Source organism: Desulfonatronospira thiodismutans ASO3-1 (assembly GCF_000174435.1).
Classification (GTDB): Bacteria; Desulfobacterota; Desulfovibrionia; order Desulfovibrionales; family Desulfonatronovibrionaceae; genus Desulfonatronospira; species Desulfonatronospira thiodismutans.
In genome coordinates this window covers 303677-321659 of record NZ_ACJN02000003.1, presented here as the reverse complement: position 1 = coordinate 321659, position 17983 = coordinate 303677, and the positions used below count along the sequence as shown (strand labels likewise).

The following is a 17983-nucleotide window of genomic DNA, read 5'->3' as shown; positions in this document are numbered from 1 at the left end:
CACTTAAACCCCGTCCACGCTTCACAGCTTTCCAGCCAAAAAACTTGCACTGCCACCCTTTTTCAGCCTATATTGCTGACTGAGGCACTGATATTTATCTTGACACTGCGCAGGGGGACTTGACCTATGACCTTGACGGATTACACCGAAATGGCAGCAGACCTGCAGAGGGTGGTGGGAGAGAAGTTCAGGCAGGACCGGGAAATCTTAAATGTACCAGGGGTCTCCATGGCCTGCAGAATAGACGAGCACTACTTTCTGGCCCTGGAATCCATGCTCCTGAAAAATCTTGGCATGTGGGCGGCGGTATTACCTTCAAGAGTTCTTGAGGCATTGATCAAAACCGGAAATATGCTTACCTGTCCGCCCCACAGAGAGCACAGTCTGGACCTTCGCACCACCTGGGAGGGCCTGGGGCGCTTTGCCGGAATAAAAGCCTGTTTTGTTCAGGCTGATTTCTTCGACCGGGCCCTGAAAATATACGCCGGCCGGATCCGGCCTCTGCCCCTTGGCAATCTCTACGTAAACGCAGATGACCGCCCTGAGGTGGAAAAGTTTTTCAAGGGCAAAACACCGCCTGCATCCTGGCTTTACCAGGAACAACCAGGATAAAAAGGTCAGGATTATACACATGAGCATGCAGGCAGTATTTTGCGGAGTGGGTGAGGCTTTCGACGAAAACCTGCCCAACACCAGCATCCTGGTCCAGGTAAAGGAAGATAAGAACAGCCGGTCAGCCCTTCTGGACTGCGGCTTTACCGCCGCATCCGCCTTCTGGGGTTGCAGCGATGATCCTCTGGATCTGGACGCTATATGGATATCGCATCTGCACGGGGATCACTTTCTGGGTCTGCCCCAGCTCCTGCTGCGTTTCAGCGAGCACGCCAGGATAAAACCTTTGCAGATAAGCGGGGTGTGCGGCGCATCCTCGGCAGTAAAACAGGCCATGGAGCTTGCCTATCCAGGCAAGTGGGATCGCCTGGGTTTTGAGATCGAATTTACAGAGGCTTCTTCACGGGATACTTTTCAGCTGGCGGGCATGCAGGCCCGGGCCGTGCCCATGGAGCACCCGGTTCCAAGCCTGGGAATAAAGCTTCATGCAGAGAACAGGAGCTTGTTTTATACAGGAGACGGCCGGCTGGAAAAAAGCTTCTGGCCTGTGCTTGACGGATGCGATCTGGCCATATGCGAGGCCTTCGCCCTGGAGGGGGACATGCCCGGTCACAGCAGCGTGTCCCGGGTGTTATCCATGGCCGGCCTGGCAGGGGTCAGGCAGACAGCCCTGGTGCATATGCAGCGTGATGAGCGTGCAACGCATAAAGATAGTCTGCAGAAGTATTTTGATCAGGCTCAAGTGACAGGATTTATGCCTGAGCCGGGAGACAGGGTCGAGCTGTAAAAAAAGGGGCCTGGGTAACTATTCACAATCTGATAAATTTGGTCAATCTATGCGCACCGCTGATATCCAGGGTCCGGGGGCTTTGCAAACTGGGCGTAAACTGTCTGAACGACGTAGGAAGCGTTAATCAAAACCGTAAAACACCGAAGTTGATTTAGAGCAGGCTATGTAAGATATTCTGGATTAAAAACTCGTGTAAAGGTTTTGATCTACGCTTCAGTAGGAGTGAGTTTTTACGTCCTGTTTGCGAAGTCCTCGGACCCTGGTGAATGGTTACGGACCGGGCGGATAACCCGGTCCTTTTTGGTATATTCAAGACGAAGAGCAGGGGCTTTTTAGTACATTCCGCCCATGCCTCCCATTCCGCCCATGCCGCCCATGCCGGCAGGGGCTCCTCCGCCTTCTTTCTTGTCTTCGGGCTTATCAGCAATGGCCGCCTCTGTGGTCATGAGTAGAGAGGCTACAGAGGAAGCATTCTGCAGGGCGATGCGGGTGACCTTCTTGGGGTCGATGACGCCTGCTGCAATGAGGTCTTCGTACTGGCCTGTGGCGGCGTTGAAGCCGTTGCCGTCCTTGCTGTCCTTGACCTTTTCAATGATGAGCGCACCTTCAAAACCGGCATTGATGCAGATCTGGCGCAAGGGCTCAACCATGGCCTTGCGTACGATGTCCACGCCGGAAGTCTCGTCGTCGTCATCGGCCTTGACACTGTCCAGGGAGGGCAGGGCACGGATGTAGGCCACGCCTCCGCCGGGGACGATGCCTTCTTCAACAGCTGCCCGGGTGGCGTTGAGGGCGTCTTCGACCCTGGCTTTCTTTTCTTTCATTTCGGTTTCAGTGGCTGCGCCTACATTGATGACTGCCACGCCGCCCACGATCTTGGCCAGGCGCTCCTGCAGCTTTTCACGGTCATAGTCGGAAGTGGTTTCATCAATCTCGGCCCGGAGCTGTTTTACCCTGGCCTTGATGTCTTCGGCCTTTCCGGCACCATCCACTATTGTTGTGTTTTCCTTGTCAATGACAACACGCTTGGCACTGCCCAGTTCATTGACTGTGGCGTTTTCCAGTTTGAATCCCACGTCCTCGGAGATTACCTGGCCACCGGTGAGGATGGCGATATCCTGGAGCATGGCCTTGCGGCGCTCGCCGAAGCCGGGGGCCTTGACTGCGGTTACCTGCAGGGTGCCGCGCAGCTTGTTTACCACCAGAGTGGCCAGGGCTTCGCCTTCGATGTCTTCAGCAATTATTACCAGGGGCTTGCTCATTTTGGCCACCTGCTCCAGTACGGGCAAGAGATCCTTCATGGCGGAGATCTTTTTCTCGCAGATGAGGATCATGGGGTCGTCCATCTCGGATACCATTTTTTCAGCATCTGTGACAAAGTAGGGGGAAAGGTAGCCGCGGTCGAACTGCATGCCTTCCACCACGTCTAAGGTGGTTTCCAGGCCCTTGGCCTCTTCTACGGTGATGACGCCTTCCTTGCCCACCTTGTTCATGGCTTCGGCGATAATGTTGCCGATGGTGGGGTCAGAGTTGGCGGAAATAGTGCCTACCTGGGCGATTTCCTTCTGGTCCCTGGTGGGTTTGGTGATGTTTTCCAGCTCTTTTACAACGGATTCCACAGCCTTTTCAACGCCGCGTTTGATAGCCATGGGGTTGCGTCCGGCAGCTACGAGCTTGATGCCCTCGTTGAATATGGCCTGGGCCAGTACAGTGGCTGTGGTGGTGCCGTCCCCAGCCACATCGCTGGTCTTGGAGGCGACTTCCTTGACCATCTGGGCGCCCATGTTTTCGAACTTGTCTTCCAGTTCTATCTCCTTGGCCACGGTTACACCGTCCTTGGTGATGGTGGGGGCGCCGAAGGATTTTTCAATGACCACGTTGCGGCCCTTGGGTCCCAGGGTGACCTTGACCGCCCTGGCCAGCTGGTCCATGCCCTTCTGGAGTTTTTCTCTTGCTTTAACGTCGAACAGTACCTGCTTGGCAGACATATGGATTCCTCCTTAAGAAATTTGGATTTTTTGTTACTCGATAATTGCCAGGATGTCGTCTTCGCGCATGACCAGATGTTCTACATCATCGATCTTGACTTCTGTGCCGGCATACTTATTGAAAAGGACTTTGTCCCCGGTCTTGACGGTCATGGGGATGTTTTTGCCGTCATCACCGGTCTTGCCGGGGCCTGCAGCCACCACTTCGCCCTTTATGGGCTTTTCCTTGGCTGTGTCCGGGATGATGATTCCTCCCTTGGTCACTTCCTCTTCTTCAAGGCGTTTGACCAGTACGCGATCATGCAACGGCTTCAAGTTCATAACTGTTACCTCCATTTAAATTTTTTGTATGGTTTCGTTGAAAACGCTTAGATATATAATGAAGTTGTTAGCACTCGTCAAGAGCGAGTGCTAACATTTTATAAATTTTTTTTCATGACCATGCCTCTGCCTGTGTTTCCAGGCTGTTGTGGTTTGACATCGCAGGCTTTTTGGGGCAGGCAGTTTTGTTTGCAGGCTATATTTCATGACAAAAAGGAGAAGGGATGCTGGATATAAAGTTTGTTCGCAAGAACCCGGACCTGGTGGCCAAAAGCATCAAAGACAGGGGCGCAGCCCAGGATCTGGATGATTTTTTAAAGCTGGAGCAGCAAAGAAGGGAGTTGACCCAGAGAGTTCAGGATCTCAAGACCAGGCGCAACCAGGCATCCCAGGAAGTGGCCCTGGCCAAGAGGGAGGGTCGCGATGCGGCCCAGGCCATGGAAGGTTTGTCCGAGCTTTCCGATAAAATCAAAGAGCTGGATGGGGAACTCAAGGGCCTGGACAGGCAGGTTCATGAGTGGCTTCTGAGTGTGCCCAATATTCCGGCCGGGGATGTGCCGGTGGGCAGCGACGAGGATGACAACCAGGTGGTCAGAACCTGGGGGGAAAAACCGGTCATGGATTTTCAGCCCCGGGAGCACTGGGACCTGGGTGTCGAGCTGGGGGGGCTGGATTTTGAGCATGCAGCCAAAATGACCGGGTCAAGGTTTGTCATGTACGTGGGATGGGGAGCGCGTCTGGAGCGGGCTCTTATAAATTTCATGCTGGATGTTCAGACCGGGGAGCATGGCTATATGGAGACCATGCCTCCCATGATCGTCAACCGCGACAGCATGACCGCCACCGGACAGCTGCCCAAGTTTGCAGACGACCTGTTCAAGCTGGAGAACTGGGAATATTACCTTATACCCACGGCCGAGGTTCCCCTGACCAACATACACAGGGGGGAAGTCCTGCAGGAGGATCAACTGCCTCTGGCCTATACGGCTTTTACCGGGTGTTTTCGCTCCGAGGCCGGATCTCACGGCAAAGATACCAGGGGTATCATCCGGCAGCACCAGTTCAACAAGGTGGAGTTAGTGCGCTTTGCCCATCCTGACGATTCTTTTAAGCAGCTGGAGCTTTTGCTGGGACATGCTGAAGAAATACTCAAGCGCCTGGGCCTTCACTACCGGGTGGTAAATCTCTGCACCGGAGATCTCGGATTCGGCGCAGCCAAGACCTATGATATAGAGGTCTGGCTACCGGGGCAGGGTAAATATCGTGAGATTTCCTCGTGCTCCAATTTTACGGATTTTCAGGCCAGGCGGGGTGATATAAGGTTCAAGCCGGCCCAGGAAAAGAAAAGCCGCCTGGTGCATACCCTCAATGGCTCCGGACTGGCTGTCGGACGCGCCCTGGTGGCCATCATGGAAAACTGTCAGCAAAAGGACGGAAGTATTGTGATCCCTGAGGTCCTGAGGCCTTACACAGGAGGCATGGACATCATCAGAAAGCCATAAGCCGGATTTTTTGTTGACAAGTTCAACCGGGATGAGTATCTTTATTTGTTTCCAAAGGGGGGCCGTTAACTCAGCTGGTAGAGTATCTGCCTTTTAAGCAGAGAGTCGCAGGTTCGATCCCTGCACGGCCCACCACCCAGAGCGTCCCCATCGTCTAGCGGCCTAGGACGTCGGCCTCTCACGCCGAAAACAGGGGTTCAAACCCCCTTGGGGACGCCAATAAAATCAAGAGCTTACGTTTCTGTTCCCAAGAACAGTCTTACTGGAAACGGTTTTGGAAACGGTTTCAACCTGGCCTGGTTTTTTGATAGCTTGCTGATACAGTCAGTCATTAATGTCGAGAAAACCTTTCCCTGTTTCTTCATACTTTTACCGCCTGTAGCTGTTTTCGAACTGCCAGAACTCTCCAGGAGCAACGACAGGCAATCCTCGGTATTGCGCAAGAAGAAGCAGGTCCTTGTCACCAGTTACGATACAATCTGCCGAAGCTGCCAAGGCCAGCGCCAATACGTTGTCGTCATCGCGGTCACGGCAGACTCGCTCAGACAGCGGCTCCGGTGAATGCATAACCGCCCTGGTGTGGACAAGCGCGGCAGCGGCTGCAGCCTCTTCGGCTGTGAACCCGAACTTGGATACCAGATTGGTCTCAAACTCGTTAAGGATGAAGTCTGATATGAATATGGTGTGTCTGAGAGCGCAGTGCTCCAGCAGTTCATGGCAGGTGCCGCGAGCTATGAAAGCGGCAATGAGGACATTGGTGTCGAGGACAAGCTTCAAGAGACTTTCTCGAATACGTCTTCGTCAGTGAAGACCCCTCGTTCAGCCGCTTTCTGGACCATTCTGCCCCGCAGATCCCTGAATCGCCTCAGGAACAGGTAATCACGCAGAGATTGCTGGACAATCGCGCTCCGAGAAACGCCGTCTTCCTGCGATGTCCTGTCGAGTTCCTGGCGGACATCTTCTGGAATGCTGATGGTGAGAGTGCTTCTCATGCCTTCTACCCCCCTTTCTTCTGCCTCAATTGTATTAAATTTTATTACACCAGGGACGGAATTCTGTCAAGTCTCCTCTTGAAAAATACATAGACTGACCTCTTTGCCAGGGTCGGGCCGAAGAAAGTTTTTTGCACCGATATCTCCTGAATCGATAAAATACCTGCATCAGTATCTGAAACGCTGACAGCCTGAGCTTGTCCCTGCAACGACCCTTGATATTAATCATATACTGATAAGCCTGATTCTGTTTCTGCGTCAGGATTTTCTGCACCTGACAGCAAGGCGTCCCAGGGCTCTTGGGCTCCTGCCTGCCCTGGGCTGGCCGCTGCTCATCTTTCTGGCCCTGCTGGGCATGTGATGGGCGGCTGCAGGAGGAGGGTGTTGTACTGCAGCCGACTGCACTATCACCAAAGGCCGAGGAGCACTGGAATAAAGGATAGGGAACTGTTTTCGGCTCCCTGTTTCACTGCATTGGACGTAGGGAAAGAAAGGGCTTGCATGCTGCTTGAGTCTGGCTTATAAAATAGGGGAAAAGGAGATGCCCATGTCCACCGAGCCATTTACTCAAGAACAGATCAGCTTTCTAAAGGAGCATATGTCCCAGTGGCTTGCGGAACAGAGCCTGGGCAAACCGCCCATGGTTTATGAAATCGAGTTGCGGGAGCGTATGGTCCGGGTGGAGGAAGAGCTGAGAAATCAGAGGGAGCTGATCCAGTATATCATCGAACAGATGGATAAACGCTTTGAGCAGGTGGATAAGCGCTTTGAGCAGGTCGATAAGCGCTTTGAGCAGGTCGATAAGCGTTTTGAAGAGATGCGCCAGGACATGAATTCGCGCTTTGAACAGGTGGATAAGCGTTTTGAACAAGTGGATAAGCGCTTTGAACAGTTTGACCAGCGCTTTATGGCCCTTACCAAACGCATGGACCGCCTGCTGATCTGGTCCTTCGGGACTACTGTAACCGTGGGCGGGTTGATCGTTGCCATCCTGAAACTTACCTGATTGAACACTGTCCAACCGGGCATGCCTCTATGGGGTATGTACCGGCCAAGGACAAAACCGTCATCATAGTCACTGGTATTCTGTATTTTTTTCGGATAGTACTTGCTGGTCTCAGAGACCTGGCCCGGAATCTTAGAACTCTTGCTAAAAAAAACGGTCCATCAAAGCTGATTTTCAGCCTGTCATCGATGACCTGGCTATACTCAGGTTGGCGCTCACAAATGTCCCAGTTCTTCCGTTTTCTTGCAATAAAGAGCCGGAGGAGCGAAGAAATTCATCACCATTGACATTTGCCAGAAAATGAATACATTGACTACATGTATTCATAACAGGAGGGTAAAAAAATGCCTACTTCTGTCCGATTGCCAAACGAATATGAGCAAAGACTGGATTATCTGGCCAAACAAACGGGGCGCTCCAAAGCGTTTTATATCAAACAACTTATCATGGAACACCTTGATGACCTTGAAGATGTTTACTTGGCTGAACAAAGGCTGGAGCAACTGCGGCAAGGCAATGATGAACTGATAAATGGCGATGAGTTCTGGAGCGGATTAGATGTGGACGATTAAGTATCTTAAATCCGCTAGGAAAGATGTCCAAAAAATTGACCCTCAAATCCGTAAGCGAGTCCGGGAATATTTGGAGCAACGGATTGCCAGGCTTGAGAATCCACGTCAGCTCGGTGAGCCACTTAAAGGACAGTTGACCAAGCTATGGCGTTACCGAGTTGGAGACTACCGGATTGTTTGTGAACTGCGAGATCACGAGCTGATTGTGGTTCGGATAGGACATAGAAAAAATGTGTATAAAAACTACGACCTTGAGCTGTAGCAATATAATGATCTTCCCCCACCACATCATTCCATGATGCGGGCAAATGCCTCAACTGCTGCGACGAATCATAAAAATATACGCGATGTTTTACCCGGGATTTACGGTAACCCATGAGCTCAAACTCACAGCCGCCAAGTAGAGACTGTCCCTTATGTTGCGAGTTCTCCCGGGGCGTAGGCCCCTATGGGCCGGAGGCTGTCCCTTGACTCCCGGCTTTCAGCTGCTCCGGTTTCATATACGAACTGCCTGAACTTGCAGACAATCTTTTGCGGGTCAAACTCGTTCCATTCCTTGAGGCCAAAATCTATGGATAAGAATCCGTCTTTGTTCCCAGCTTGAACATGGGTGTCTTTTCGGCAAGCCTGCGTGAAAAATTTGAGGGCCTGGGGTAACGAATCCCAGAATGCCTGAATCCAAAATGTTTGATCCTTGACATGGAGCTAAAGGATTAATTATTCTCACACTTATAACACATAAGGAACGTCAGTGTGAGGGAGGTGACAATGAATATTACTTTATCCGCGGACAAAGAGCTTATCCAGAAGGCAAGGGAGTACGCTGCCCAGCGGGGAACAAGCCTCAATCAGCTGATCCGGGAATATCTGGAACATACAGCTGCAATGGGAGACAAGGAGTCCAGTGCCCGGGAGTTTGAGCGGCTGGCCAGAGAGTGCGGCGGAACAAGTCCGGAAGGATATGTTTTCGACCGCGAAGATGCTCATGCCCGGGTCTGAACACATTTAAGAACTTCCGTGTCTTTCCGGACTTGCCCCGTGTATTTTCTTTTAATACACTGAGGTGTTCCGCCTGCCCCGCTTGCCCCATGAAATGCACGAAGTGCCGGCTCTGCCGATTTCACAGGGGTAGCTCAGCCTTGTGATGGTTCTGGGGTGGGTAATATCTCTTCTCTGTGGACGCGGAGCGCTGGGGACAATAGTGAAAGGGCCATCAGGGACAGGCACTGTTGCCGACCTCAAACCGTAAAACGGCCGGACTATCTGGTGGCAAAAGAGCCAGCCCTCTTATCAGGGCAACCGCTTGAAGCCCGCCAAATCAAAATGACGATCAAACGTAAACACTTGCGGGACATGCTTAGATGTCATGAGCGCAAAGGAGACGCAGTCTGTGAAGGACACGACTTGATCAGAAAATTTTGCGAACAGCTTCAGAGCACGCAGCTCATCCTCTCTGTCGGGCCGCCATATCTGGAAAGCATGTGATGCATAGATGTTATTCAGCCGCTCGGCGGCAAAGATATTGCCGGTTCTTCTTCCCAGCAGAGTAGCGGTTTCGTTCAGCACAAGACTGCTTGTGGCAAGTCTTTCATGGCTTTTTTCCAGTTCGGCCCATATATTCAACGCATGCTGATGAAACTGGTCTTTGAGGAGATAACGCGCCAGTAATGGACCAGTATCAACGAATATCATGAGACTCGCCATAAAGATATTCATCGTGTTCAGCGCTAAAATCGGGAGGGGAATCGCCCTGATAAACAGCCTTGTCCGCGTAAAAGCAGTCCTGCAAGCCATTGCCGGCTTCAGTGCTGTCAATTTCCTTTTGCAGGGCTTCCCGGATGAGCTGTCCTAAGGAGACTCCCATTTTCCTGGACTTGCTGTACGCCCGAATCTTCAATTCCCGGGGAAGCATAATTGTTGTGCGTTGCATATGATCACCTTTCATTATGTAGCCATAATATTTCATGCATAACTTTTCGTCAAGCAGAACGTTTTCAAGTTCCTTGAACCTGCTGTCATAGATCTGCCGGATCAAGTCCTCCTCTGCGACGTTTTCGCCTTCCGCGCGAGGCGTTCTTTATTTCCATTTGGTGGCACAATCCTGTCTGAAAAATGATGAATGCGGAATGATGAATTGGGGAATTGGGGAATTCAGGAAACTCAGGCTAAGTGGGGACGATAAAATAATCAAACAGCTGAATCACTGCCATGCAGCTGGTCTCTGAGCCATCTTTTCAGGGATTCAAGCACAAGCACGATATCTCCAAGATGGTCAGTGCATATTGTCCGGATTTCTTCATCGGAAACGTCATGGTAAAAATGCACCATGCGATTTCTGTATCCAGCCATGATCCGGAAAAGTTGAGCCTGGCTCTCAGTTATGACTTGTTCTTTGGCCAGGGCTGGTCCGATTTCTTTGTACTCTTCAACTGCACGACGGAATTTCTTGGCCAGAATATGTCTGCCCAGATCAAGCAGGGCTTCCAGGGCACGGCGCAGACATGACTCACAGGCCAGGGCGTTCCGGGAATCCGCAAAAAACTCATCCCGGTTCTCAATGGGAAGCTCCCTGATCTTCTCCAGCATGGTTTCGACCCATTGCACCCTGTCAGCAACAACACGTCTGGAAATCCCGTCCCTGGTCATGCGTCTTCTCCAAAAAGCAGGCGCAGCCTCTCCCGGTGAAAGGGCATCAGATCTCCGGCTCTTCTAAGGACATAAAGATCGTATTCATCAGCCTGATATTCATCCGCCGCATAGAGTCTTTCTCCCTGGATGACTCTTGACGCCAGAAAAGGGGGTGCTTCCGGCAGAATAACCAGGTCAACCCGGCTGACCTGAAAAAAATCTTCCAGCCTGATGCAAAGCTCAACCTTCTCTCTTGGAGATGGATAAAAGCCGGGTATGGGCAGCACCCCGATATCCAGGTCTGACTGGGAAGCACACATTTCCTGGATTTCCTGCCTCAGCCAGGAAAGGGTCTCCTTTGCCCTGCTGCCGAAAGCGTACATAATGGATATGGAAAATTGCCGGCAGATAACGGCCAGATGTTCTTCCCGAGAACCTGTATTATTTTCTATAGATGAAGACATGAGTTGTTTTCCGCATTATTTCTCGTTGCCATGTCCGGCTTGCTGCCAGTTGGAGACTGAGCCAGAGTTCTGATTTTGACCTTGTTTGTTCAATACATTGTAATCCTGGCGGGCAAGCCTGGCAAGCTGAACCTGCAAAAAGTCAGTTTTTTTGTTTCTTTTATAATGTTCACCCGCCTTGGATTGACAGAGCCTGGGAACAATAAAGAGGCCCCTGCGGGGCAAAGAGACTGCCCACGGAACACACAGAATACACGGAATGCCCGGAATTTGCGTTGCTTTGCAACGCTTCAGACTTTTCCGTGTCCTTCCGGGTGTTCCGTGGGCAATATCTCTTCTCAGTGGGCACAGAGCGTCCGGGGGGAGTTCTTCCGCGACCCGCAGAACCAAGTGTGCCAGGAATTCAGTTTTTTCAAACTGCAGTTTTAAAAAAACTTAGTTAAATTCAAAGTGGACTTTCAATTTAATTTAACTTAATTAAGCATGATGTCAATGAATACAACCGTCATCCACCGCCATGCCCTTGAGGATTTACGCAGGGATATCCATCGTCCGGAGGTTGCCTTTTTAATCGGCCCCCGCCAGGCAGGCAAAACCACCCTCATGCAGATTATTCAGAAGGAACTCAAGGATGCCGGGGAAAATACTGTCTTTCTAAGCCTGGATTATGACCAGGATCGAGTTTTTTTTGATTCTCAGCAGCACCTGCTCAAAAAGATAGAACTGGAGACAGGAAAATCAGGATTTGTTTTCATTGACGAGATAGGACGCTTAGATAACGCCGGCATCTTTTTAAAGGGGCTTCAGGACATGGGCCTGCCCTACAAATTCATTGTTTCCGGGTCCGGCAGCGTAGACCTCAGGGCTGGAATCAGGGAATCGATGCTGGGCCGCAAACGGATTTATGAAATATCCCCCCTTAACCTTCTTGAGTTTGTAAATTTTAAGACAGATTACCAGTACTCGGAGCGATTATCGGATTTTTTTGCACTGGAGCATGCCAGGTCAGAGGATATTCTGCTGGATTATATGAATTTTGGAGGTTATCCGCGTGTTGTGCTGGAGTCTTTAGCCCGGGAAAAAAACAGGGAGATGGACGAAATATATCAGGGCTACATAATCCGGGATATCGCCTACCTGCTGAAGGTTGAGAAGATCGAGTCCTACAGCCGGTTGATCAGGACTCTGGCGGATCAGGCAGGACAAATCATAAATTACTCGGAATTGTCTTCTACCCTGGGGATTTCTCTGCCCACTGTAAAAAATTATTGCTGGTACGCTGAAGAGACTTATATCCTGCAGAGAATCAGTCCATTCTACAGGAATCTTCGCAGTGAGATCACCAAGGCTCCGACAGTTTACTTTCATGATCCCGGCCTGCGTAATTTCGCTCTGGGTATTTTCGGCAATCTCCACAGGCCCGATGACCTGGGCTTTGTCTTTCAGAATCTTGTCTACCTGATCCTGCGGGAAAAGATCAGGTTTACCGGAGCAAGTATCCATTTCTGGAGAACGACCGCTAAAACCGAAATTGACTTTATTGTGGATACAGGTCGAGAAGTTATACCCATTGAAGTCAAGTTCCAGAATATGGACAAGCCCTCGGTGCCAAGAGCATTTGACAGTTTTATATCCAGATATTCCCCATCCTGTTGCCTGGTGGTTAATAAGAAACTGCAGACCACCATCCGGCGGCATGGTACTGAAGTCCGTTTTGTAACCATCTGGGACCTGTTGCTTGAGGATTTACCAATAAATACCTGATATATTTTTGGCTCTACGTTCTTTGCTGATCAGGAACTACGAACCAGGAACCAAAGTAAGCCACGCGGACAAAGAGGCCCCTGCGGGGGCACAAGAAACTGCCCACCCCGGTTGAATGGAAGAAATTCAGCCTTGTGAAGGTACTGGGGTGGGCAAAATCTCTTCTTAACGAGGATCCAGACTCATCTCTAATAAAAAGACAAATTTGACTTTACATGTCTTTGAGAAAAAGATAGATATTGCGCATGCAGACTATAATAGATCAGCTGATAGCTGATTTTCATGAACGGGAACTGCCGGATGTGACCCCAAGGCAGGCCGGGCTGCCCTGGCTTCCGGGCAAGATCGATACCGTGATCGGGATGCGCAGGTCCGGCAAAACATGGTTTCTGTATCAAGTCATGGGCGATCTGATCAAAGAAGGGTTTCCTGCACAAGCTGCGCTTTACCTCAATTTTGAAGACGAGCGCCTCATGCCTATGACCGCCTCAGATCTGCAACAGATACCGGACACCTTTTACCGGCGTTATCCACAGCTAAAAGAAAGACAGTGCGTGTATTTTTTTGATGAGATTCACAATGTTCAGGGCTGGGAACTTTTCGTCCGCAGGCTGCTTGATTCAGAAAATGCCCACATCTGCCTGACCGGATCATCCGCCAGACTTTTGAGCACCGAGATTGCAACCAGTCTGAGAGGACGCTCTCTGACCACGGAAATCTTTCCTTTCAGCTTTTCTGAATTCCTGGCGCATGAGGGTATAGATACCAGCATGGACAGGCAGCCGGGTTCCAGACGTCGGGCATTGCTGGAAAACCGTTTTATATCCTATCTATCCGCTGGTGGATTCCCGGAAATTCAGGGACTTGATGATGAGTATCGCATCCGGGTGCTGCAGGAATATCTGGATGTTGTGGTCCTGCGGGACCTGGTGGAACGTCGCGGGATTTCCAATGTTGTTGCCCTGCGGTATTTGATCCGGCACCTGATGAACTCGCCTGCCGGGCTGTTCAGTGTGCAGAAATTCTACAATGATCTGAAATCACAAGGTATAGCCTGCGGTAAGAACACCCTGCACGAGTTTTTTGACTACCTGGCTGATACCTATCTTTTTTTCCCGGTCTGCATTCATTCGGGCTCAGAGCGCTCCAGGATGGTCAACCCCAGAAAGGTTTACGCGGTGGATACCGGTATGATCCGGGCCTGTTCCCGGAGCACTTCTCCCGACTGGGGCCGTCTTCTGGAAAATCTTGTGTTCATGGAACTGCGCCGTAGAACACAGTGGATCGAATACTACCGCACACAGAGCGGGCGCGAAGTGGATTTTTATGTCCAGGATACCTCCGGAAAAATCAGCCTGATCCAGTCAGCAGCGTGGATGGAGGATAAAAAGACGGCCCAGCGGGAAATAACAGCATTGTCTGAAGCCATGCGGGAATGTCAGGTTCCTGAGGCCTGCATAGTGACTTTTAATACTGAAAAGTACGTTGATACCGATGCAGGGCTCATACATGTGCTCCCGGCCTGGAAGTGGGCCCTTGTACAGTAGCCGGAGAAAATGGTGTGAACGGCCGGCTCAGAATGCGGGTCAGGGGCCATTCGTTATGTTTGTTGCTGCAGCATTCATATTTTCCGGGCGTAGTCCGGAAAAAGATTAATCAGTCTGTTGTCCAGGCTGAAAAAGGCTCTTGCCTTTCTGTCCCTGGCCATTTCGACAAATAGAAGATCTGCAAAGTCGCCTTCCATTCTGTAACGTAGGCTTGCCACCTGGACAGCGGTTCGATTTTCCACCTCATAAGTCGGAGATGACAAAAGTGCGTCCAGAAGATGAGCGATATCAGTGCGTTGAAAGCCGTAACCCTTAGAAAGAACCCAGACCATCTCCAGCAGAACCCCGGACAGAAGCAATACTTTCTCTCCCCGGTTCTCTGCATCACTGACCAGGCGTCTGGCTCTGGCGGCCTGTGCTTGATCATCCTCCACGCCCAGCCGCACTAAAGCATTAGTGTCCAGAGCTATCATACACCTGTCCCGCGACTGCCCGCTTCAAGCCTTTGTTCTTTTATGACCTCATTCATTTCTTCAATGCTCAGAGCATCCTTGCGCGTCCTGGGTTTGTCACTGAGCATGCCGAATATTTCCGAAGCAGGTTTATCACAGGATCTGATGAGAACCAGGCCATTGCCGAGATCAGTAAAACTGACCCTGCCGGCGGAACCGATCCCCATACTGTCCCTGATATCCCTGGGAATAGTCACCTGTCCCTTACTGGTCACCTTGCTTTCCAAAGCCATTTCTTACCTCCCTCATAAAATCATTACTTTAAGCACAAAAGTAAGAAATACCCAGAGAATTGTCAACAAACAAGTAGTTCCTTTACATCTCGCGCTTGACGCGAAGTGTAAAATAAAGGGCATTGGTTTTACACTTCCGGCAAAGCGCGGAGTGTAAAGACAGGGGTGCGGTGCAACCAGTCCAGAGGTGTCCGGCTCACAGAGACTTGCCCTTGTTGTAAAAAATGAATAGAAAAAGATCTGTAGAGGCAGAACATGGCTGCCTTTACATATTGCGCTTGACGCGAATTGTAGCGAATTGTAAAGTGAAATCAAGCTGTTGTACACAATGGGCAAAGCGCATAATGTCAGGAATTCAGGATTTACTGTTTCCCAATACTGGCAGCGTGCTCCCTATGCCCCAGGCATACAATCTTGACCGTGAGTTTTTTTAGGACAAAGTGTGGGTAAATTGTGCGCACAGGAGGCAGGCATGGAAAACACCACCCGGAAACAGCCGGTTAATTTACGCCTCAGGGGCGATCTTTTGCACAAGGCGCGCTCCAGTAACATCAACCTGTCCCAGACCTTGGAACAAAGCCTGCAAAAGATCCTCAAAGAGCAGGATCGTCTGACCTGGATGAAAGAAAACCGGGAGGCCATGGAAGCGGCTAACCGTTATGTGGATGAGCATGGCTTGTGGAGTGATGGCTCCAGGATGTTCTGATGCCTCAGTTCGATGTTTACAAGAGCCGGAGCAAGAAGGTTGAGTTACTGCTCGATCTGCAGGATGACATGCTGAAAAATCTTTCGACTCGTGTGGTCGCTCCTTTGGTTCCTCCCAACATGTTAACCCCGCGGATGAATATTGTAAATCCTGTGTTAATCTTAAACGGCAGGGAATATATTCTTCTTACCCATTTGCTGGCCGCTGTTAAAAGCAACACACTGGGCAAAAACATAGGTTCTGTCTCTGAACAGCGCAACCAGATCGTTGCTGCCCTGGATATGCTCTTCACCGGTATCTGATGCACTCCTGTCCTTTTCACCGCCAATCATCTACTGTGATCTGGATTTAATTTGAAATATCTGACACCTGGACCCTAATTTACACCATGCGCTTGACGCGAAGTGTCAAATGAAGGGGCTTGGTTTTACACTTCCGGCAAAGCGCTAAGGGATCGGGAATTGGGGAATGATGAATGATGAATGATGAATGATGAGTGATGAATGCGGAATGATGAATTGGGGCAGAGCTCATGGGGCATAGGGCATGGGAGATTGGGGGATTGAGGAATTGAGGGATTGGGGGATTGAGGAATTGAGGGATTGGGGGATTGAGGGATTGGGGAAGAAGGCATGGGGCATAGAACATGGGGAAGAAGGCATGGGGGTATGTGAGTGAGGAAGAGGGCTTTGAGCATTGAGCCATGATCTTGAGGCAGGGAGAAGAATGTGGAGGTGTATGGGAGTATCCCCACTTTACGCGGGCATTAAATTGACTTTGTATACCTTTTGTCATAAATTAACATAATGAAGTCCTTTAAATGGAACACGGAAAAAAACCAGCTCTTGGCTAAAGAGAGGGGGATTACGTTTGAAGAGATAGTACAAGGGATTGAAGCAGGAAACAAGGTCGTTGAAGTGGATCACCCTGATCAAAAAAGGTATCCTGGTCAAAAAATCATGATTGTGGATATGCAAGGATATGCTTATCTGGTTCCTTTTGTGTTTGACGGACAGGGTGATATATTTTTGAAACAATTATCCCGAGCAGAAAGGCGACCAAAAAATATTTGGGAGGGGTGGATGAGTGAAGATAATAAAAAGATGAATCTGGACGGATATGAGAGTGAGATTCTGGAGGCGTATGAGCAGGGCCGGCTCAGCCCCTCGTATTCTCAAACCGATTTCCAGGCAGTAGCCAGAAACACTATGAAAAAGACCCGCAAGATCAATATACGTATATCGGAAAACGATCTGAACGCATTGCAGCGAAAGGCTGCCCGGGAAGGCATACCGTACCAGACTTTAATCGGAAGTGTTCTGCATAAATATGCCAGCGGTTTTCTGAAAGAATCCCCGGAGTGATGGGTGTGTGGATCACAGCTCACCGACTATTGACAACGAATCCCAGAATGCCTGAATCTAAAATGTTTGATCCTTGACATGGAGCTGAAGGATTAATTATTCTCACACTTATAACACATAAGGAACGTCAGTGTGAGGGAGGTGACAATGAATATTACTTTATCCGCGGACAAAGAGCTTATCCAGAAGGCAAGGGAGTACGCTGCCCAGCGGGGAACAAGCCTCAATCAGCTGATCCGGGAATATCTGGAATATACAGCTGCAATGGGAGACAAGGAGTCCAGTGCCCGGGAGTTTGAGCGGCTGGCCAGAGAGTGCGGCGGAACAAGTCCGGAAGGATATGTTTTCGACCGCGAAGATGCTCATGCCCGGGGGGAAGACGGGCCATGAAAAGGTGTTTCATAGATTCCAACATTGTGGTCTATGCCAATGACACCCGGGCCAAGTCCAGGCAATCGCGGGCTATAGAGACCATCAGCGCTTGCATGAGGGCCGGAAATGGGTTTATCTCCATCCAGGTTCTTCAGGAGTACGCAAACATTGCTCTTAAAAAACTCAATCAGGATACTCCGGTGGTCATGAGACAGCTCAGGCTCCTTGAAATCCTGAGAATGGTAACGCCGGCACCCAGGTTGGTCCGCCGCGCTGTAGAGCTTTCCAAATCCTATCAAATCTCTTTTTGGGACGCGGGGATAATAGCTGCTGCTGAAAGTGCCGACTGTGAGGTCATTTTTTCGGAAGACTTGAGCATTGCTCAGTATTATGCCGGGATTGTCGTGCTCAATCCTCTGGAAGACGGATTCGATTTGTCTGAATACATCTCTGTCTAAGCTTGATTTGGTGGTAACTATTCAGACGGAGAAAAAAAGATGGGGTTAAATGGACGCTCACAATACCCTTGGGAGCAGATCAAAAAACAGGACAGATTCACGTTTCTGTCACAACAATCACATCAATTGTCATGGGCTAAAAAACCTGCTTT

The 17983-nt window shown here is 50.3% G+C and carries 24 protein-coding genes, 2 tRNA genes and 1 pseudogene; 16 read left to right on the top strand and 11 right to left on the bottom strand.

Annotation, left to right across the window (positions count from 1 at the left end):
- Positions 1–126 precede the first annotated feature (126 nt).
- Both DTHIO_RS13395 and DTHIO_RS13390 read left to right on the top strand, forming a co-directional pair.
- Entirely contained in the window at positions 127–612 is a 486-nt protein-coding gene (locus DTHIO_RS13395; RefSeq protein WP_008870801.1) for a hypothetical protein, read from the top strand.
- A gap of 19 nt (positions 613–631) precedes the next feature.
- Positions 632–1399 carry an MBL fold metallo-hydrolase gene (locus tag DTHIO_RS13390; RefSeq protein ID WP_008870800.1) on the top strand — a complete coding sequence of 256 codons (768 nt, stop codon included), beginning with the start codon at positions 632–634 and terminating at the stop codon, positions 1397–1399.
- A 335-nt stretch (positions 1400–1734) separates the two neighbouring features.
- On the opposite strand, the gene groL is transcribed toward DTHIO_RS13390, so the two are convergent.
- A complete protein-coding gene (gene groL, locus DTHIO_RS13385; protein WP_008870799.1) occupies positions 1735–3390 on the bottom strand; it encodes a chaperonin GroEL in 1656 nt (551 codons plus the stop codon).
- Positions 3391–3423: 33 nt separating this feature from the next.
- The gene (gene groES, locus DTHIO_RS13380; RefSeq protein ID WP_008870798.1) at positions 3424–3711 is read right to left on the bottom strand and encodes a co-chaperone GroES; all 288 of its coding nucleotides are present in this window, start codon (positions 3709–3711) and stop codon (positions 3424–3426) included.
- 224 nt (positions 3712–3935) lie between these two features.
- On the opposite strand from groES, the gene serS reads away from it, so the two are divergent.
- The 3 genes from serS to DTHIO_RS13365 all read left to right on the top strand — a co-directional run bounded on the left by serS (position 3936) and on the right by DTHIO_RS13365 (position 5432).
- Entirely contained in the window at positions 3936–5213 is a 1278-nt protein-coding gene (serS, locus tag DTHIO_RS13375; RefSeq protein ID WP_008870797.1) for a serine--tRNA ligase, read from the top strand.
- Between the two features lie 59 nt (positions 5214–5272).
- Positions 5273–5348 (top strand) — tRNA-Lys (locus tag DTHIO_RS13370).
- An 8-nt stretch (positions 5349–5356) separates the two neighbouring features.
- Positions 5357–5432: transfer RNA gene (locus tag DTHIO_RS13365), tRNA-Glu, on the top strand.
- A 150-nt stretch (positions 5433–5582) separates the two neighbouring features.
- On the opposite strand, the gene DTHIO_RS13360 is transcribed toward DTHIO_RS13365, so the two are convergent.
- Complete coding sequence (locus DTHIO_RS13360) at positions 5583–5990, bottom strand: putative toxin-antitoxin system toxin component, PIN family (protein WP_008870796.1); 408 nt, start codon at positions 5988–5990, stop codon at positions 5583–5585.
- Positions 5987–6205 carry a ribbon-helix-helix protein, CopG family gene (locus DTHIO_RS13355; protein ID WP_008870795.1) on the bottom strand — a complete coding sequence of 73 codons (219 nt, stop codon included), beginning with the start codon at positions 6203–6205 and terminating at the stop codon, positions 5987–5989. The genes DTHIO_RS13360 and DTHIO_RS13355 overlap by 4 nt, the downstream gene beginning before the upstream one ends.
- Positions 6206–6752: 547 nt before the next feature.
- On the opposite strand from DTHIO_RS13355, the gene DTHIO_RS13350 reads away from it, so the two are divergent.
- The 3 genes from DTHIO_RS13350 (at position 6753) to DTHIO_RS13340 (ending at position 8045) form a co-directional block, all read left to right on the top strand.
- Positions 6753–7211 carry a hypothetical protein gene (locus DTHIO_RS13350; RefSeq protein ID WP_008870794.1) on the top strand — a complete coding sequence of 153 codons (459 nt, stop codon included), beginning with the start codon at positions 6753–6755 and terminating at the stop codon, positions 7209–7211.
- 344 nt (positions 7212–7555) lie between these two features.
- On the top strand, positions 7556–7783 hold the full coding sequence (gene relB / locus DTHIO_RS13345; RefSeq protein ID WP_008870793.1) for a type II toxin-antitoxin system RelB family antitoxin: 228 nt from the start codon (positions 7556–7558) through the stop codon (positions 7781–7783).
- Positions 7770–8045 (top strand): type II toxin-antitoxin system RelE family toxin, encoded by a 276-nt coding sequence (locus DTHIO_RS13340; protein ID WP_008870792.1) that lies wholly within the window; start codon positions 7770–7772, stop codon positions 8043–8045. Before relB ends, DTHIO_RS13340 begins: the two co-directional genes overlap by 14 nt.
- Before the next feature lie 34 nt (positions 8046–8079).
- Here DTHIO_RS13340 and DTHIO_RS23120 read toward each other — a convergent pair.
- A pseudogene (locus DTHIO_RS23120) lies at positions 8080–8160 on the bottom strand (hypothetical protein); the annotation flags it as partial.
- Positions 8161–8551: 391 nt separating this feature from the next.
- Between DTHIO_RS23120 and DTHIO_RS13335 the strand changes: the two are divergent.
- Entirely contained in the window at positions 8552–8782 is a 231-nt protein-coding gene (locus DTHIO_RS13335; protein ID WP_008870791.1) for a DUF6364 family protein, read from the top strand.
- A gap of 291 nt (positions 8783–9073) precedes the next feature.
- Here DTHIO_RS13335 and DTHIO_RS13330 read toward each other — a convergent pair whose 3' ends face one another.
- The 4 genes from DTHIO_RS13330 to DTHIO_RS13315 all read right to left on the bottom strand — a co-directional run bounded on the left by DTHIO_RS13330 (position 9074) and on the right by DTHIO_RS13315 (position 10875).
- Positions 9074–9475 (bottom strand): type II toxin-antitoxin system VapC family toxin, encoded by a 402-nt coding sequence (locus DTHIO_RS13330; protein ID WP_008870790.1) that lies wholly within the window; start codon positions 9473–9475, stop codon positions 9074–9076.
- Complete coding sequence (locus DTHIO_RS13325; RefSeq protein ID WP_008870789.1) at positions 9462–9818, bottom strand: ribbon-helix-helix domain-containing protein; 357 nt, start codon at positions 9816–9818, stop codon at positions 9462–9464. Before DTHIO_RS13325 ends, DTHIO_RS13330 begins: the two co-directional genes overlap by 14 nt.
- Positions 9819–9970: 152 nt before the next feature.
- Positions 9971–10429: a type VII toxin-antitoxin system HepT family RNase toxin gene (gene hepT / locus DTHIO_RS13320; RefSeq protein WP_008870788.1), complete on the bottom strand. Its 459-nt coding sequence runs from the start codon at positions 10427–10429 to the stop codon at positions 9971–9973.
- Positions 10426–10875 carry a nucleotidyltransferase family protein gene (locus DTHIO_RS13315; protein ID WP_008870787.1) on the bottom strand — a complete coding sequence of 150 codons (450 nt, stop codon included), beginning with the start codon at positions 10873–10875 and terminating at the stop codon, positions 10426–10428. Before DTHIO_RS13315 ends, hepT begins: the two co-directional genes overlap by 4 nt.
- A 492-nt stretch (positions 10876–11367) precedes the next feature.
- Between DTHIO_RS13315 and DTHIO_RS13305 the strand changes: the two genes are divergently transcribed.
- On the top strand, positions 11368–12639 hold the full coding sequence (locus tag DTHIO_RS13305) for an ATP-binding protein (protein WP_008870786.1): 1272 nt from the start codon (positions 11368–11370) through the stop codon (positions 12637–12639).
- Positions 12640–12884: 245 nt separating this feature from the next.
- Positions 12885–14186 carry an ATP-binding protein gene (locus tag DTHIO_RS13300; RefSeq protein ID WP_008870785.1) on the top strand — a complete coding sequence of 434 codons (1302 nt, stop codon included), beginning with the start codon at positions 12885–12887 and terminating at the stop codon, positions 14184–14186.
- 74 nt (positions 14187–14260) lie between these two features.
- Here the strand turns inward: DTHIO_RS13300 and DTHIO_RS13295 are convergent, their stop codons facing one another.
- Positions 14261–14659, bottom strand: a complete 399-nt coding sequence (locus DTHIO_RS13295; protein ID WP_008870784.1) for a type II toxin-antitoxin system VapC family toxin — start codon at positions 14657–14659, stop codon at positions 14261–14263.
- On the bottom strand, positions 14656–14931 hold the full coding sequence (locus DTHIO_RS13290; protein WP_008870783.1) for an AbrB/MazE/SpoVT family DNA-binding domain-containing protein: 276 nt from the start codon (positions 14929–14931) through the stop codon (positions 14656–14658). Before DTHIO_RS13290 ends, DTHIO_RS13295 begins: the two co-directional genes overlap by 4 nt.
- Before the next feature lie 472 nt (positions 14932–15403).
- Here DTHIO_RS13290 and DTHIO_RS13285 point away from each other — a divergent pair, with 472 nt between their 5' ends.
- The 5 genes from DTHIO_RS13285 (at position 15404) to DTHIO_RS13260 (ending at position 17831) form a co-directional block, all read left to right on the top strand.
- The gene (locus tag DTHIO_RS13285; RefSeq protein WP_008870782.1) at positions 15404–15637 is read left to right on the top strand and encodes a type II toxin-antitoxin system CcdA family antitoxin; all 234 of its coding nucleotides are present in this window, start codon (positions 15404–15406) and stop codon (positions 15635–15637) included.
- Positions 15637–15939 (top strand): CcdB family protein, encoded by a 303-nt coding sequence (locus tag DTHIO_RS13280; RefSeq protein ID WP_008870781.1) that lies wholly within the window; start codon positions 15637–15639, stop codon positions 15937–15939. The genes DTHIO_RS13285 and DTHIO_RS13280 overlap by 1 nt, the downstream gene beginning before the upstream one ends.
- Positions 15940–16719: 780 nt before the next feature.
- Positions 16720–17001: a CopG family antitoxin gene (locus DTHIO_RS13270; protein ID WP_050775201.1), complete on the top strand. Its 282-nt coding sequence runs from the start codon at positions 16720–16722 to the stop codon at positions 16999–17001.
- A 147-nt stretch (positions 17002–17148) separates the two neighbouring features.
- The gene (locus DTHIO_RS13265; protein ID WP_008870779.1) at positions 17149–17391 is read left to right on the top strand and encodes a DUF6364 family protein; all 243 of its coding nucleotides are present in this window, start codon (positions 17149–17151) and stop codon (positions 17389–17391) included.
- The gene (locus DTHIO_RS13260) at positions 17388–17831 is read left to right on the top strand and encodes a PIN domain-containing protein (protein WP_008870778.1); all 444 of its coding nucleotides are present in this window, start codon (positions 17388–17390) and stop codon (positions 17829–17831) included. The genes DTHIO_RS13265 and DTHIO_RS13260 overlap by 4 nt, the downstream gene beginning before the upstream one ends.
- Positions 17832–17983 lie beyond the last annotated feature (152 nt).

What these genes read in the sequence shown, in the direction of transcription:
- DTHIO_RS13395 (WP_008870801.1), top strand. Translation starts at nt 127, where the DNA reads ATGACCTTGACGGATTACACCGAAATGGCAGCAGACCTGCAGAGGGTG.
- DTHIO_RS13390 (WP_008870800.1), top strand. Translation starts at nt 632, where the DNA reads ATGAGCATGCAGGCAGTATTTTGCGGAGTGGGTGAGGCTTTCGACGAA.
- groL (WP_008870799.1), bottom strand. Translation starts at nt 3,390, where the DNA reads ATGTCTGCCAAGCAGGTACTGTTCGACGTTAAAGCAAGAGAAAAACTC.
- groES (WP_008870798.1), bottom strand. Translation starts at nt 3,711, where the DNA reads ATGAACTTGAAGCCGTTGCATGATCGCGTACTGGTCAAACGCCTTGAA.
- serS (WP_008870797.1), top strand. Translation starts at nt 3,936, where the DNA reads ATGCTGGATATAAAGTTTGTTCGCAAGAACCCGGACCTGGTGGCCAAA.
- DTHIO_RS13355 (WP_008870795.1), bottom strand. Translation starts at nt 6,205, where the DNA reads ATGAGAAGCACTCTCACCATCAGCATTCCAGAAGATGTCCGCCAGGAA.
- DTHIO_RS13350 (WP_008870794.1), top strand. Translation starts at nt 6,753, where the DNA reads ATGTCCACCGAGCCATTTACTCAAGAACAGATCAGCTTTCTAAAGGAG.
- relB (WP_008870793.1), top strand. Translation starts at nt 7,556, where the DNA reads ATGCCTACTTCTGTCCGATTGCCAAACGAATATGAGCAAAGACTGGAT.
- DTHIO_RS13340 (WP_008870792.1), top strand. Translation starts at nt 7,770, where the DNA reads ATGTGGACGATTAAGTATCTTAAATCCGCTAGGAAAGATGTCCAAAAA.
- DTHIO_RS13335 (WP_008870791.1), top strand. Translation starts at nt 8,552, where the DNA reads ATGAATATTACTTTATCCGCGGACAAAGAGCTTATCCAGAAGGCAAGG.
- DTHIO_RS13330 (WP_008870790.1), bottom strand. Translation starts at nt 9,475, where the DNA reads ATGATATTCGTTGATACTGGTCCATTACTGGCGCGTTATCTCCTCAAA.
- hepT (WP_008870788.1), bottom strand. Translation starts at nt 10,429, where the DNA reads ATGACCAGGGACGGGATTTCCAGACGTGTTGTTGCTGACAGGGTGCAA.
- DTHIO_RS13315 (WP_008870787.1), bottom strand. Translation starts at nt 10,875, where the DNA reads ATGTCTTCATCTATAGAAAATAATACAGGTTCTCGGGAAGAACATCTG.
- DTHIO_RS13305 (WP_008870786.1), top strand. Translation starts at nt 11,368, where the DNA reads ATGAATACAACCGTCATCCACCGCCATGCCCTTGAGGATTTACGCAGG.
- DTHIO_RS13300 (WP_008870785.1), top strand. Translation starts at nt 12,885, where the DNA reads ATGCAGACTATAATAGATCAGCTGATAGCTGATTTTCATGAACGGGAA.
- DTHIO_RS13295 (WP_008870784.1), bottom strand. Translation starts at nt 14,659, where the DNA reads ATGATAGCTCTGGACACTAATGCTTTAGTGCGGCTGGGCGTGGAGGAT.
- DTHIO_RS13290 (WP_008870783.1), bottom strand. Translation starts at nt 14,931, where the DNA reads ATGGCTTTGGAAAGCAAGGTGACCAGTAAGGGACAGGTGACTATTCCC.
- DTHIO_RS13285 (WP_008870782.1), top strand. Translation starts at nt 15,404, where the DNA reads ATGGAAAACACCACCCGGAAACAGCCGGTTAATTTACGCCTCAGGGGC.
- DTHIO_RS13280 (WP_008870781.1), top strand. Translation starts at nt 15,637, where the DNA reads ATGCCTCAGTTCGATGTTTACAAGAGCCGGAGCAAGAAGGTTGAGTTA.
- DTHIO_RS13270 (WP_050775201.1), top strand. Translation starts at nt 16,720, where the DNA reads ATGAGTGAAGATAATAAAAAGATGAATCTGGACGGATATGAGAGTGAG.
- DTHIO_RS13265 (WP_008870779.1), top strand. Translation starts at nt 17,149, where the DNA reads ATGAATATTACTTTATCCGCGGACAAAGAGCTTATCCAGAAGGCAAGG.
- DTHIO_RS13260 (WP_008870778.1), top strand. Translation starts at nt 17,388, where the DNA reads ATGAAAAGGTGTTTCATAGATTCCAACATTGTGGTCTATGCCAATGAC.